This is a genomic window from Geothrix campi (assembly GCF_024609265.1).
GTDB lineage: Bacteria > Acidobacteriota > Holophagae > Holophagales > Holophagaceae > Geothrix > Geothrix campi.
The window spans coordinates 723,820-737,019 of sequence record NZ_JANHMP010000001.1 but is presented as its reverse complement, the minus strand read 5'-3'; the positions used below and the strand labels follow the sequence as shown (position 1 = coordinate 737,019).

The 13,200-nt window shown below is 65.5% G+C and carries 9 protein-coding genes and 1 tRNA gene; 4 read left to right on the top strand and 6 right to left on the bottom strand.

All coding sequences use genetic code 11. From position 1 onward, the window contains the following. Positions 1 to 20: 20 nt before the first annotated feature. From NOV65_RS03530 to NOV65_RS03515, 4 genes are read right to left on the bottom strand one after another with little or no spacing between them, the layout of a single operon-like run. Positions 21 to 1,619, bottom strand: coding sequence for a DUF4388 domain-containing protein (locus tag NOV65_RS03530; protein ID WP_257304361.1), 1,599 nt, complete (start codon positions 1,617 to 1,619; stop codon positions 21 to 23). Then, positions 1,616 to 2,815 carry a tyrosine--tRNA ligase gene (gene tyrS, locus NOV65_RS03525; protein WP_257304359.1) on the bottom strand — a complete coding sequence of 400 codons (1,200 nt, stop codon included), beginning with the start codon at positions 2,813 to 2,815 and terminating at the stop codon, positions 1,616 to 1,618. The genes NOV65_RS03530 and tyrS overlap by 4 nt, the downstream gene beginning before the upstream one ends. A gap of 45 nt (positions 2,816 to 2,860) precedes the next feature. Next, positions 2,861 to 3,412, bottom strand: a complete 552-nt coding sequence (locus NOV65_RS03520; protein WP_257304357.1) for a hypothetical protein — start codon at positions 3,410 to 3,412, stop codon at positions 2,861 to 2,863. Between the two features lie 9 nt (positions 3,413 to 3,421). Then, on the bottom strand, positions 3,422 to 4,753 hold the full coding sequence (locus tag NOV65_RS03515) for a PhoH family protein (protein ID WP_257304355.1): 1,332 nt from the start codon (positions 4,751 to 4,753) through the stop codon (positions 3,422 to 3,424). Between the two features lie 121 nt (positions 4,754 to 4,874). Between NOV65_RS03515 and NOV65_RS03510 the strand changes: the two genes are divergently transcribed. The 4 genes from NOV65_RS03510 (at position 4,875) to NOV65_RS03495 (ending at position 10,007) form a co-directional block, all read left to right on the top strand. Next, positions 4,875 to 6,989 carry a prolyl oligopeptidase family serine peptidase gene (locus NOV65_RS03510; protein ID WP_257304353.1) on the top strand — a complete coding sequence of 705 codons (2,115 nt, stop codon included), beginning with the start codon at positions 4,875 to 4,877 and terminating at the stop codon, positions 6,987 to 6,989. A 71-nt stretch (positions 6,990 to 7,060) separates the two neighbouring features. After that, complete coding sequence (locus NOV65_RS03505; protein ID WP_257304351.1) at positions 7,061 to 9,202, top strand: prolyl oligopeptidase family serine peptidase; 2,142 nt, start codon at positions 7,061 to 7,063, stop codon at positions 9,200 to 9,202. Between the two features lie 40 nt (positions 9,203 to 9,242). Next, positions 9,243 to 9,318: transfer RNA gene (locus NOV65_RS03500), tRNA-Thr, on the top strand. Positions 9,319 to 9,833: 515 nt separating this feature from the next. Next, positions 9,834 to 10,007 (top strand): hypothetical protein, encoded by a 174-nt coding sequence (locus NOV65_RS03495; RefSeq protein WP_257304349.1) that lies wholly within the window; start codon positions 9,834 to 9,836, stop codon positions 10,005 to 10,007. A 27-nt stretch (positions 10,008 to 10,034) separates the two neighbouring features. Here NOV65_RS03495 and NOV65_RS03490 read toward each other — a convergent pair whose 3' ends face one another. Continuing rightward, positions 10,035 to 10,433: a YchJ family protein gene (locus NOV65_RS03490; RefSeq protein WP_257304347.1), complete on the bottom strand. Its 399-nt coding sequence runs from the start codon at positions 10,431 to 10,433 to the stop codon at positions 10,035 to 10,037. An 18-nt stretch (positions 10,434 to 10,451) separates the two neighbouring features. Then, positions 10,452 to 13,181: a WD40/YVTN/BNR-like repeat-containing protein gene (locus NOV65_RS03485; RefSeq protein WP_257304345.1), complete on the bottom strand. Its 2,730-nt coding sequence runs from the start codon at positions 13,179 to 13,181 to the stop codon at positions 10,452 to 10,454. Positions 13,182 to 13,200 lie beyond the last annotated feature (19 nt).

Here is a 13,200-nt window from a genome sequence, read left to right as displayed (position 1 = left end):
GAAGAAGGTCGTAATTATGCCTATTGCCGGCTGGGGATCTGATCCACCCGGAACGGCTTCGGATGGTTTCCCGCCGTCATGAACGCGGAAGGGAGGCGCCGGGCGGCGGCCTGAGCCGCCGACTCAGACTCATAGGCTCCGAGGAAGACCTGGTAGCAGGTCCGCCCATCCCGCATGGCCATGGGTAGGATGAAGAGGTCCGGGTCCCGGCCCTTCAGGAGGCCCGCCGCGTGCTGGATCGTGTCGCCCTGGCAGGCGATTTCCAGGCGCAGGGACCACTTCCCCTCCATCGCGGCCCGATGAGCCGCCCCTTGGCTGAGCGTCAGCTTCCAGTTCCCGTCCCGGATGGCCTTCAGGCGTTCCGCCTTGGAAGGAACCGTGGGGGGCTTGGTGGCTTTCGCCGGCTCGACGGGGGGAGGAGCCGGGGTGGTCGGTACAGGCTCGGGTACGGCCTTCGCTTGGGTTGTTGGGGCCTCTGCCGGGGCGGGCGGCTCTGGCTCTGGTTTGGGCTGCTCCGGGCTCACGGGGGCGGGTTGGGCCAAACGGGGAAGGATGATGGGGTTCCGTTTGTACCACCGCAGACCACCCCACAGCCCCAGGGAGGCCAGGAGGAGTAGAAAGAGGACCAGGGGGCGCCGCGAGGGCACCTTTGATTCAAGGTGAGGCGGTTCAGGGAATTCCGTGCTCCCTGCGGCCGTCTGGAGGATCGGTACCGCGCGTTCCGGAAGAGGTGGGGGCTGGAAGCCTGCTCCAGCGAGGGGTTCATCCACCTCATCCTCAGGTCCCAGCTGATCCAAGGCCTCGGATAGGTGTTCCAGGTTGGTGGTGGGAAGCTGGCTGGCCTGGATTTCCGCAATCAGGGAGGGATAGGAGAGGGTTGGCGGCGGGACTGCGGGGGCCGGGGAGGGGGCGGCCGGAGGCGGCTCCGGGAAGGCGCGCTCCAGGGCGATCGGATTCTGCAATCGGACCCAGCCCATCTCACGCAGAAACAACGCGAAGGCGCCCAGGCGGAAGGGTTCGACTCCGGCTTCGCGACTCAGCTCCAGCAGGGTCCGGTGGCCATCCAGGAGGCTGGGGATGCGAACGAGATCGGGGGGCAGGCTGAGTTCGGGGGGGCGCTTGCCCTCCAGGGCGACCACCTGGTCCAGGGGGCCCAGTTCCGCCAGCAGGCGCTCCCGATCCTGCAGGTTCAGCACACCGGCCAGCAGCATGGCGGGGGTGTCGAAGGGCAGACGGACGGTGGCCGGGCCCAGATCCTTAGCCTCGAAGGCGGGGGGTTCCGCCGCACCGGCCATGGCCCCCCAGACCACCCGTTCCACCTGGGCCCGGGCCACGTCCAAGAGATCGCGCTGGGTGATGAACCCCATTTCAATGAGGTTCCGGCCGATGGACATCGTCGGATTGAGATTGTCCATGGCGTAGTCGAGCTGGACCTGGGTGAGTTTGCCGCGCTCCACGAGCAGGTGGGTGAGACGATCCAGGGGGTGGCTGCTGGAAGCGAACACCACGTTTCCCTGCTCGAAGAAAATGGTCCGGCTGGGCTCCTGGCCCAGGCGCCAGAGGCCCGTGGCTCCCGCCCGATGTCTCGCGAAGAGATCCTTCAGGGCCAAAAGGCTCATGTGACCACCCAGCGCTCGAGCTTGAGCTTGCCGACCTTCACCAGGATGGACTGGCCGGCCCGCAGGGAGAGCCGCAGAGCCGGATCTCCGGCCTTCTGGCCATCCAGGCTCACGGCGCCTTGGCCGATGAGGCGCTCGGCCTCCTTCCGGCTGGCGGCGAGGCCCCGATCCACCAGCAGGCGGCTGAGGGGGACTTCACCCTCCGTGGGCGGCACGGCGACCTCGGGGGCCTCCTCCTGGCTGCGCTCGGAAAACCGGCGCACCCAGCGTTCCTCGGCCTCGCGGCCGACGGCGGAGCCGTGGAAATCCGACACGATCTGCCGGGCCAGGGCCTTCTTCGCATCCATGGGGTGACCCTGCTTGAGGGTTTCGATCTCGGCGGGCAACTTGTCCGTGAGCAACAGGTACCAGTCCCACATGAGGGCGTCGCTGGCGCTCATGGCCTTGCCGAACTGGGTATCCGGATCCTCCATGAAGCCGATGTAGTTGCCCAGGGACTTGGACATCTTCTCGACGCCGTCGAGGCCCAGCAGCAGGGGCACGGTGAGCACCACCTGGGGTTTCTGGCCCGAGGCCTCCTGGAGGATGCGGCCCTGCATGAGGTTGAAGAGCTGGTCGTTGCCGCCCAGCTCGACATCCGCCTGGAGGGCCACGGAATCGTAGGCCTGGGTCAGGGGGTAGAGCAGCTCGTGGAGGGCGATGGGCTCACGGGCCTCCATGCGCTTGGCGAAATCGTTGCGCTCCAGCATCTGGGCCACGGTGAACCGCGACGCCAGGCGAATCCACTGCTCACCGTGGAGGGGGCCCAGCCACTCGCTGTTGAAGCGGACCTTGGTTTTTTCCGGATCGAGGATTTTGAAGACCTGGGCTTTGTAGGTCTCCGCATTGGCCAGCACCTCCTCGCGGGTGAGGGGGGGGCGGGTGGCCTTCTTGCCCGTGGGATCGCCGATGAGGCCTGTGAAATCACCGATGAGGAAGGTCACCTCATGGCCCAGTTTCTGGAACTGCGCCATCTTGCGGATGAGCACACCATGGCCGAGGTGCAGGTCGGGCGCCGTGGGATCGAAGCCCGCCTTGATCCGCAGGGGTCGGCCTTCCTTCAGCTTGGCTTCCAGCTGCTCCACCTTGTGGCAGGTCACGGTGCCCTTCATGAGCAGGGCTATAGCATCAGATACGGATCCGAAAGCGGCGGTCATGCTTGAATCTTGGCGGAAAACAGGCAGATCCTCAATGCGGATCGGTTAGCGGACATCCACTTCGACCACGCGGCGGGGGCCCTTTTCCCCAGGTTTCCGGGCGCTTTCGAAGGTGACGTAGACGGCCCGGCCGGACTTTGGGCTCCAGCCCACCTCCACCTTGCCGCCGAAATCATGGTTGATGCGGAGCCCCTGGTGCTCCATCAAGTCCGGTGTGAGTTCGGGAGTGGGGGCCAAGTCCTGCTGCCACTTGGCCGCAGCCTGGAGAAAGTCGGATTCCGTGGCCCAGGTCTTCGCCAATCCGGGATTCGCCGCATACAGGGCACGGCAGCCCTCGGGCGTGCGCAGCTGGTCGACCACGACGCGGAAGTCGTCCCAGTCCGGGCGCACCTTTTCCAGGGCGAAGCCCATGACCTTGTTCTTGAAGCCTTCCGGGTCCTTCTTGGCTTTGTTCGCCACATAGGCGACGCCGCCCACGCAGGTCACAAGGGCCACCAGAAAGGCGATGCCGCAGCCCATGGCGACTTTCGCCCAGAGCGGGAGGCCAGGTTTGAGGGGAACGCCGTGGCCGCCGTTATCCCAGGATGTATCCGCCATGTGAACCTCTCAGAGAAGATTGCTCGCCAACTCGGCCAGCTTGCTGCGCTCACCCTTCATGAGCGTGACGTGGCCGGAGATATCAAGGTGCTTGAAGTGTTCCGCCAGGAAGCTCAGGCCGTTGGTGCTGGCGTCCACGTAGGGATTGTCGATCTGGTGGGGATCGCCCGTGAAGATCACCTTGGTGCCCTCGCCGGCGCGGGTGAGGATCGTCTTGACCTCGTGGGGCGTGAGGTTCTGGGCCTCGTCCACCACCAGGTACTGCTTGGGGATGCTGCGACCCCGGATGTAGGTGAGGGGCTCCACGCTGAGGTAGCCCGCCTCCTCCAGCTGGCCCGCGGTCATGGTGGTGCGCTTCCGGGCCTCGGTATTCGCCCCCACGATGAATTCGAGGTTGTCGTAGATGGGCTGCATGTAGGGCCGCAGCTTCTCGCTGATGTCGCCGGGCAGATACCCCAGGTCGCGCCCCATGGGCATGACCGGCCGGCTTACGAGGATCTTGTCGTAGGCCTCGTCATCCACCACCTGCTGGAGGCCGGCGGCGATGGCCAGCAGGGTCTTGCCGGTGCCGGCCTTGCCCAGCAACGTGACCACCTGGACGGTGGGATCCAGCAGCAGTTCCAGGGCGAATTGCTGCTCGCGGTTGCGGGGCTTGATGCCCCAGGGATAGGCCTCCATGCGCTTCACGGGCCGCAGGAGCCCTTCCCCAGCCATGAAGCGGGCCAAGGCCGTATGGCTGGGATTGGTCTGGTCCACCAGGGTGAGGAACTGGTTCGGTTCGAGATGCAGCTCGGGATCGGGCTGGAGGCCGCCGTCGTAGAGCAGATCCACCTTGGCGGGGTCCACTTCCCAGGACTTGTGGCCGGTATAGAGCTCCTCCATCTCCACCCGGTCCGTGGTGTAGTCCTCGGCCAGGATGCCGATGGCGTCGGCCTTGATGCGGAGGTTGGTGTCCTTGGTGACCAGGACCACCTTCTCTTTGCAGGTGGTGAGGAGCTGCTTGGCACAGGCCAGGATCTGGTTGTCGGCCTTGTGTTTGTCCTCGCGCAGGATGCCGATGTCCAGGGGATGATTCTCCACGTCCACCTTGAGGGAGCCACCGCCCTCCAGGGGCACGCCACGGCTGAGGCTGCCGCTGGCCCGGAGCTTGTCCAGCATGCGTGAGACCGTGCGGGCGTTGCGTCCCACCTCGGTCTGATCCTTCTTGAAGTGATCGATCTCCTCGATGACCACGATGGGCAATACCACATCGTGTTCCTGGAAATGGAGGATGGAGTTCGGATCGTGCAGGAGGACGTTCGTATCGAGGACGAAGACTTTCTTGCTGGAGGGCGGGACCAAAGAGACCTCCTAGGAGTGTGTCCTAAGCTGGCCGGAGCCTACCACCAAGCGCCCGGCCTTGCACGGCTGGGAATCGGCCTCCCGTTGGTGCGAGAATGGCTGCCCCTTTGGAGACCGACGCATGAGGATCCTTCCCATGGCCCTCGCCATCACCACCGCCCTTGCCGCTACAACCCCCATCAGCTATCCCGCCACGCGGAAGGCCGAGGTGGTGGATGACTTCTTCGGCACCAAGGTGGCCGATCCCTACCGCTGGCTGGAAGACGACAACTCCGCGGAGACCAAGGCCTGGGTGGAGGCTCAGAACAAGGTGACCTTCGCCTATCTGGCCCAGATTCCCGAGCGGGCGAAGATCCGGGAGCGCATCACGAAGCTTTGGGATTTCGAGAAATACAGCGCCCCCTTCAAACGGGGCAGGTACTACTTCTACTCCTACAACACAGGCCTCCAGAACCAGTCCGTGCTGTTCGTGACCGAGGATCCCAAGGCCCAGGGCCGGGTGCTTCTCGATCCCAACACCCTGAGCAAGGATGGCACCGTGGCTCTCAGCGGGGCCAGTTTCACGGAGGATGGGCGCCTCATGGCCTATTCCGTGTCCGTGGCCGGTTCGGATTGGCAGACCTGGAAGGTCAGGGAGGTGGCCACCGGGAAGGATCTGCCGGATGAGATCCGCTGGTCCAAGGCCAGCGGCGCCTCCTGGCTGAAGGACGGCAGTGGCTTCTTCTACAGCCGCTACGAGGCCCCCAAGGAGGGTGGGGCGCTCACGGGGGTGAACAACAACCACCTGCTCTATTTCCACAAGCTGGGCACCCCCCAGTCCGAGGACGCCCTCATCTACCAGCGCCCCGACCAGCCCGAGTGGTATCTCGGCGGCAGCGTGACTGATGATGGCCGCTGGCTGGTGATCACCTGCGGCAAGGGCACCAACCCCGAATCCAGCCTGTTCCTGAAGGATCTCGCCAAGCCGGGCAGTGCCGTGGAACCCTTCCTGGATCGCATGGACGCGGCCTACAGCGTGGTGGACAACGAGGGTGAGACGTTCTTCGTCGTCACCAACCAGGGGGCGCCCCGGAACCGGCTGGTGGCGATCCGGAAAGGGCAGACCGATCCCGCGAAGTGGACGGGCATCATTCCGCAGGCCAAAGGCAAGGATGTGCTGGAATCCGTGTCGCTGGTGGGCGGGCGCTTCATCGCCACATGGATGCGGGACGCCCACTCAGCGGTGGAGTTCTACGATCTCAAAGGCCGGCGGACGGGCAGCCTGGACCTTCCGGCGTTGGGCACGGCCGGCGGCTTCGGCGGGCGGCGCGAGGATGTGGAGACCTTCTACACCTTCGGCAGCTTCGCCTACCCGGGTACCATCTACCGGCTGGACCTGAAGACCGGCAAGAGCGCCATCTTCCGCACTCCGAAAGTGGCTTTCAAGCCCGCGGACTATGAGGTTGAGCAGGTCTTCTACCCCAGCAAGGATGGCACGAAGATCCCCATGTTCCTGGTGCACAAGAAGGGGATCAAGCTCGACGGCCAGAACCCGACCCTGCTCTACGGCTACGGTGGCTTCAACGTGTCGCTGACGCCCGCCTTCTCCGTCTCGCGCATGGTCTGGCTGGAGATGGGCGGCGTCTACGCCATGCCCAATCTCCGCGGTGGCGGCGAGTATGGCCTCGAGTGGTACGACGCGGGCCGCAAAGAGAAGAAGCAGAACGTCTTCGACGACTTTATCGCCGCGGCGGAGTGGCTCATCGCCCACAAGATCACTTCCACCCCGAAGCTGGCCATCAACGGCGGCAGCAACGGTGGCCTGCTGGTGGGCGCCTGCCTCACCCAGCGGCCCGATCTCTTCGGCGCCGCGGTGCCCGAGGTGGGCGTCATGGACATGCTGCGCTTCCACAAGTTCACCCTGGGGTGGGGCTGGAAGAGCGACTACGGTAGCAGCGAGACGAAGGAGGGCTTCGAGACCCTCATGAAGTACTCGCCCCTGCACACCATCAGGCCGGGCGTTAAGTACCCCCCGACCCTCGTGACCACCGGCGACCATGACGACCGCGTAGTGCCCGCGCACAGCCACAAGTTCACGGCCACGCTGCAGATCGCCCAGGCGGGTCCGGCGCCCATCCTCACCCGCATCGAGACCAGCGCGGGCCATGGCGCGGGGAAGCCCACGACCAAGGCCATCGAGGAGCGGGCGGATGTCCTCGCCTTCCTGGTGAAGAACCTGGGCATGCAGCGCCCCTGACGGTTGTCCCAGCCTTTTGTTACGAGGTATCCTGAGGGGCACCCCACCCATGCCCTTCAGGAGGCCCGTTCATGCCCTTCGCCGTGTCCCGATCCTGCCTGCTGGCCCTCATCGCCTCGGCGCTGGTGGCCCAGGCGCCGCTGACCTATCCCACCACCCGCAAGGCGGACGTGGTCGACAACTACTTCGGCACCAAGGTGGCCGATCCCTACCGCTGGCTGGAGGATGACCATTCCGCCGATACGGCCGCGTGGGTGGCCGCCCAGAACCAGGTGACCCAGACCTACCTTGGCCAGATCCCCGAGCGGAAGGTCATCGAGGCGCGGATGACCCGCCTCTGGAACTACGAGAAGTACGGCGCGCCCAGCAAGCACGGGAAGTATTACGTCTATTCCTACAATTCGGGCCTCCAGAACCAGGCCGTCATCTATCTCACAAAGCGCCTGGAAGACAAGGGCCGCGTGCTCTTCGATCCCAACGCCCTCAGCAAGGACGGCACCGTCGCGCTGGGGGGCATGCGCTTCAGCGAGGACGGCGCCTTCGTGGCCTACAGCCTGTCCAAGGGCGGCTCCGACGTGAGCACCTGGAAAGTCCGCAATGTGGCTACGGGCGTGGACCTGCCGGACACCTTCCCCGCGGGCCGCATGGGTGTCAACGGCTGGGCCAAGGATGGCAGCGGCTTCTACTACACCGACTACCCCAAGGTGGAGGCTGGCAAGGCCCTCACCGCCGTCTACAAGAATCAGAAGCTGTTCTTCCACAAGCTGGGTGATCCCGTCGAGAAGGACGTGGTCGTCTACGAGCGCCCCGACCAGCCCGACTGGGGCTTCGGTGCCAGCGTGACCGATGACGGCCACTGGCTGGTCATCTCCCAGCACCAGGGCACCGAGCGGAAGAACCGGGTCTTCCTGAAGGACCTCCGCAAGGTGGGCAGCCCCGTGATGCCCCTGTTCGACCGGTACGATGGTTCCTACGGCATCCTCGGCAACGATGAGGACACCTTCTACGTGCACACGGATGCCGGGGCACCCCGCCACCGCATCGTGGCCGTGGGCCTGAAGGATCCGAGCCCTAAGGCCTGGAGGGACATCGTCCCCGAAGGGAAGGGGCGCGACGTCCTGGCGGGGGCGGACCTCTTCGGCAACACCCTGGCCATCACCTGGAAGGTGGATGCCCTCAACGTGGTGAAGCTCTACGACCTGAAGGGTCGCTTCCTCAAGGAGATCAAGCCTGAAGGGCTGGGCAACCTCAGCGGCTTCAACGGCCGCCGCGAGGACACCGAGACCTTCTACACCTTCACCTCGTACAACCGGCCACCCACTCTCTACCGTTACGACCTGAAGACCGGCAAGAGCTCCGTGTTCCGGCAACCCAAGGTGGACATCAAGCCTACCGAGTACGAGGTGAAGGAAGTCTTCTACCCCAGCAAGGACGGCACGAAGGTGCCCATGTTCCTGGCCTACAAGAAGGGCCTGAAGCTGGACGGCACCAATCCGACCTTGCTCTATGCCTACGGTGGCTTCAACATCGCCCAGTCGCCCGGCTATTCCCCCATTTCCCAGGTCTGGATGGAGATGGGTGGCGTCTATGCGGTGGCCTGTCTGCGAGGCGGCAGCGAGTACGGCAAGGATTGGTGGGAGGCCGGCAAGCGCGAGAAGAAGCAGAACGTCTTCGACGATTTCATCGCCGCTGCCGAGTGGCTCATCAAGGAGAAGTACACCAGCACCCCCCGCCTCGCCATCCAGGGTGGCTCCAACGGCGGCCTGCTGGTGGGCGCCTGCATGACCCAGCGTCCGGACCTCTTCGGCGCGGCGCTGCCCGCCGTGGGCGTCATGGACATGCTGCGCTACCACACCTTCACCATCGGGTGGATGTGGAAGAGCGACTACATGTCCAGCGACACGCCAGAAGGCTTCGCCAACCTCATCAAGTACTCGCCGCTGCACAACCTGAAGCCCGGCGTGAAGTACCCCCCGACGTTGGTGACCACCGGCGACCATGACGACCGCGTGGTTCCGGCCCACAGCCACAAGTTCATCGCGACCTTACAGGCCGACCAGGCCGGCCCGGCGCCGGTCCTCACCCGCATCGAGACCAACGCGGGCCACGGCGCCGGCAAGCCCACCGCCAAGCTGATCGCCGAGCGCGCCGACCTGTGGGCCTTCCTCGTCAAGAACCTCCACATGAAGCTGCCCTCCAGCTTCCCGCAGTAGTTGATTCCAGGGCCTTCCCAGGGCAAACTGGGAGGCCAGCGCCAACTTAGCTCAGCTGGTAGAGCAGCTGATTCGTAATCAGCAGGTCGCAGGTTCGAATCCTGTAGTTGGCTCCAGAGAAAAGGCCCCCGCGAGCGGGGGCCTTTTCTCTGGAGTGAATCCCTTCGGGATTCGAACCTGCGAGTGGGGCCGCCCGAGGCGTGCCTAGATGGCACGCCGAAGCGGGACCGGCGGCTGGCAAAGCCAGGCGCAGTTCGAATCCCGCTCAAGTGGGTAGGCGCCCCTTTCTCTGACCGCCGAAGCGGGACCGGCGGCCGGCAAAGCCAGGCGCAGTTCGAATCCCGCTCAAGTGGGTAGGCGCCCCTTTCTCTGACTGCCGAAGCGGGACCGGCGGCTGGCAAAGCCAGGCGCAGTTCGAATCCCGCTCAAGTGGGTAGGCGCCCCCTTCTCTGACCGCCGAAGCGGGACCGGCGGCTGGCAAAGCCATACGCAGTTCTAATCCAGTCGGGGTGGATCCGCGCCCCTACCCAGGTCGCAAGCCCCGAAACCCAGCAAATCCGGCGCGATGAAATCCATTTGGGGCGGCTCCCGCCTTCTTGCCCTATATTTCTATCAGAGGGGGGACCCGAAGATGAATCGACGGACCAGTCAGAGCCCCTTGAACTACGACCGCGAAGCTGGAACCGAGCGTCGCGCCATGCGTTCCCGGGGTGACCGCCGTCGGCACAGCCGCGCTCTCCGCCTCTTCTTCATTCCCCTGGGCCTGCTGGTGCACAAACTGCGCACGCGCAGCCTGGCCTTCTAAGGCAGGCATTCCCCGGCACTCAGTCGGTCAGGACTTCACCACGCCGTCGACGTAGACCCAGCGGCCATTTTCCCGCGCAAAGGTACTGGTTTCGATGTGGAGGGTGCGGCGGCCGTTGGCCTGGAGGCTGGCGTGGAAGGTGACGATGCCGGTGTCATCGGCCTTGCCACCCTTCTCCTTGCTGATGATCTTCAGGCCCACACAGCTGACTGACTTGCAGTAGGTGGCCAGTTCCTCCCGGTTTTCCTCGGCACGCTTGGCTTCGGGGCGGGTGGAGATCAGGTAATCGACCTTGCCGAGGGCGTAGGCGGAGAAACGGGAGCGCATGAGGAGTTCGGCGGTCTCCGGTGTGGCGGTGCCCGCGTGGAAGGGGCCGCAGCAGCGGTCGTAGGGTTTCTTGGAGGTGCAGGGGCAAGGGCGGGACATGGATCCTCTCCGGGGCTGTCAGCGGGTTTCAATGCCGGTGGCGATGGTGACCTGGACCTTCTGCTGCACTTTGACGGCACCCAGAGTCAGGGTGGCAGTGTAGGTGCCGGGGCGCACGAACTTGTCGGGGCCCAGGCCGCCGTACTCGGTGAGCAGAGTCTTGGTCGGACGCAGGTTCCAGGCCACCCGGCCCAGCCCCGGCGTGCGGGGCAAGGGGAACGTGGCCACGGGCTGGCCTTCGGCGTTGGTGATGGACAGAGTGGGAGCTTCATCGCCCAGATCGCGGATCCAGTAGGTGATAAGCGCGCCCTCCGGCGGGTTCTCTCCGCGGTAGATCCCCTTGCCGGCGGACTCCTCCCAACCGGGTAGCAGATAGGCACCCTGCACGGGCCGCACGGGGAAGAGGTCTACCGGCTTGGCGCTGACTTCGGCCGTGAGGGCCTCCAGGGGAGCGATGTCATCCAGCACGTACAGGCTGCGGCCATGGGTGGCGATGACGAGATCGTGCTCCCGGGGCTGGATCTGAACATCGTCCACGGCCACGGCCGGCAGGCCGCCCAGCTTCACCCAGGCGGCGCCCCGGTCCAGGCTCGCGTACAGGCCAGACTCCGTGCCCGCATAGAGCAGATCGGGATTCACCGGATCCTCCCGAACCACTTTCACGGGGACGTCCGGAGGCAGGTCGGCTGCGAGGCTTTGCCAGGTTCGCCCGCCATCGGCCGTACGGTAGACCAGAGGGGCGTAGAGGCCTGCCCGGTGGGCATCCACGGCGAGGTAGGCCACCTTGGGATCCCGGCCCCCGGGCTCAATGCGGCTCACCCACTGGCCCCGGGCGGGGGCGGGCACGAACGCGCTGAGATCGGTCCAATGGTTCCCGTCGTCTTCGGTGATCCAGAGTTTGCCATCGTCAGTGCCGGCCCAGAGGAGCCCCGCCTTCACGGGCGATTCGGCCAGGGTGTACACCACACCGTAGGTTTCCGCACCGCTGCCCGTGGCGGTGGTCTTCTGGGGATCCTTGGTGGAAAGGTCGGGGCTGATGACTTTCCAGTTCTCCCCGCGCTCCGTCAGGCGGAAGACCCGGTTACCAGCCAGGTAGAGAGCGCCCTTGTCGTGGCGACTGCCGAAGAGGGGCGCGTTCCAGTTGAAGCGGAAAGCAGGCTGACCCTCGGCGGGGTTGGGTCGCAGCGCCTTCAACTCCCCCGTGCGGAGATTGAAGCGGTGCAGCATGCCCTCCTGGCTTTCGGCGTAGATCAGGTCGCGGTCCTGGGGATCGAAGGCGCAGGAAAAGCCATCGCCGCCGCCGATGTTGGTCCAATCGGAGTTGAGGATCCCCTCCTTGGACCGGGTGCGGCTGGGGCCCACCCAGTTGAGGTTGTCCTGGAGCCCCCCGGCGATGCGGTACGGCACGCTGTCATCGAGGGTGATGCGATAGAACTGACCGGCGGGGATGCTGTTCAAGTGGAGCCAGGCTTGGCCGGCCTCGTAGCTCTGATAGACCCCACCGTCCGTGCCCAGCAGCAGCCGTGAGGTGACCGGAGGCAGCTCCGGCTCTCCCGGCGCGGGCGGTTCCGCCTTCGGGGGATCCGCCTTGGGGAAGGCCAGGGCGTGGCAGTCCGAGTGGACCTTGCCGAAGAGATCTTCCCGGAAGCTGCGGCCACCATTGTCGGAGACATGCAGCATGTAGCCGGCCACGTAGACCCGCTGCGGATTCACCGGATCGATGCGGATCTGACTGAAGTAGAAGGGCCGTGGATTCAGCGCGTTCATGCGGGTCCAGCTGTCCCCACCATCTTCGGAGCGGAACACGCCGCCGGCGCGGCTCAGGAGGTCGTCAATGCCCACGGTGCCGCCCTGGTCGCTCTGGATCACCGCCATCACGACCTTTGGGTTGCTGCGGGAGACATCCAGGCCGATGCGGCCGGTGAGCGTGGGCAGGCCCTTTTCGAGCTTGCGCCAAGTGGTGCCGCCGTCGGTGCTCCGGTAGATGCCGCCGACATCCCGCCCCTCCGAAGCGGCGAGGCCATAGCTGAAGGACCAGGGCGTGCGCTGCCGTGCGTAGAGGGTGGCATAGAGGGTGTCCGGGGCCGAGGGGTCCAGAACCACCTCTCCGCAGCCCACGCGGGTACCCAGGCTTCCAGGGGCCTTCAGGACGGCCTTCCAGGTCTTCCCCGCATCGGTGGTCTTGAAGAGGCCCCGCTCGCCGCCGGGATTCCACAGGTCGCCCATCACCGCCACCCAGGCGGTGGCAGGGTCGGTGGGATGCACCACGATGCGCGGGATGGCCATGCTGCCTTCCAGACCCGCACGGGCCCAGGTGGCGCCACCATCCATGGAGCGGTAGACGCCGTTGCCCCAGCCGGAGCTGTTGCGATCGTTGGCCTCTCCTGTTCCGACCCACAGCACCTTCGGATCCGAAGGGGCCACAGCCACGGCCCCAATGGATTGAACGGGTTGTTTGTCGAAGAGGGGGGAGAAGGTGGCGCCCGCGTTCGCAGTCTTCCAGACGCCTCCGGTGGCCAGACCCACGTAGAAGGTGTCGGGATTCACCGGATCCACGGCGATCTCGGAGACCCGGCCGCCCATGATGGCCGGGCCGATGCTGCGGGCCTTCAGGGCCGCCAGACGGGTCGCATCCACGGTCGGGACCTGGGCTTTCGGGGCAGGGGCGGGCGCCTTGGTTTTCAGGCCGGCAGTCAGCGAGGCGCAGAGCAGGAGGGCGGGCAGCAGACGCGGATGGCGGACAGCCATGGATACCTCGACAGGGGAA

Coding starts and splice junctions, on each gene's coding strand:
- NOV65_RS03530 (WP_257304361.1), bottom strand. CDS start 1,619: ATGAGCCTTTTGGCCCTGAAGGATCTCTTCGCGAGACATCGGGCGGGA.
- tyrS (WP_257304359.1), bottom strand. CDS start 2,815: ATGACCGCCGCTTTCGGATCCGTATCTGATGCTATAGCCCTGCTCATG.
- NOV65_RS03520 (WP_257304357.1), bottom strand. CDS start 3,412: ATGGCGGATACATCCTGGGATAACGGCGGCCACGGCGTTCCCCTCAAA.
- NOV65_RS03510 (WP_257304353.1), top strand. CDS start 4,875: ATGAGGATCCTTCCCATGGCCCTCGCCATCACCACCGCCCTTGCCGCT.
- NOV65_RS03505 (WP_257304351.1), top strand. CDS start 7,061: ATGCCCTTCGCCGTGTCCCGATCCTGCCTGCTGGCCCTCATCGCCTCG.
- NOV65_RS03495 (WP_257304349.1), top strand. CDS start 9,834: ATGAATCGACGGACCAGTCAGAGCCCCTTGAACTACGACCGCGAAGCT.
- NOV65_RS03490 (WP_257304347.1), bottom strand. CDS start 10,433: ATGTCCCGCCCTTGCCCCTGCACCTCCAAGAAACCCTACGACCGCTGC.
- NOV65_RS03485 (WP_257304345.1), bottom strand. CDS start 13,181: ATGGCTGTCCGCCATCCGCGTCTGCTGCCCGCCCTCCTGCTCTGCGCC.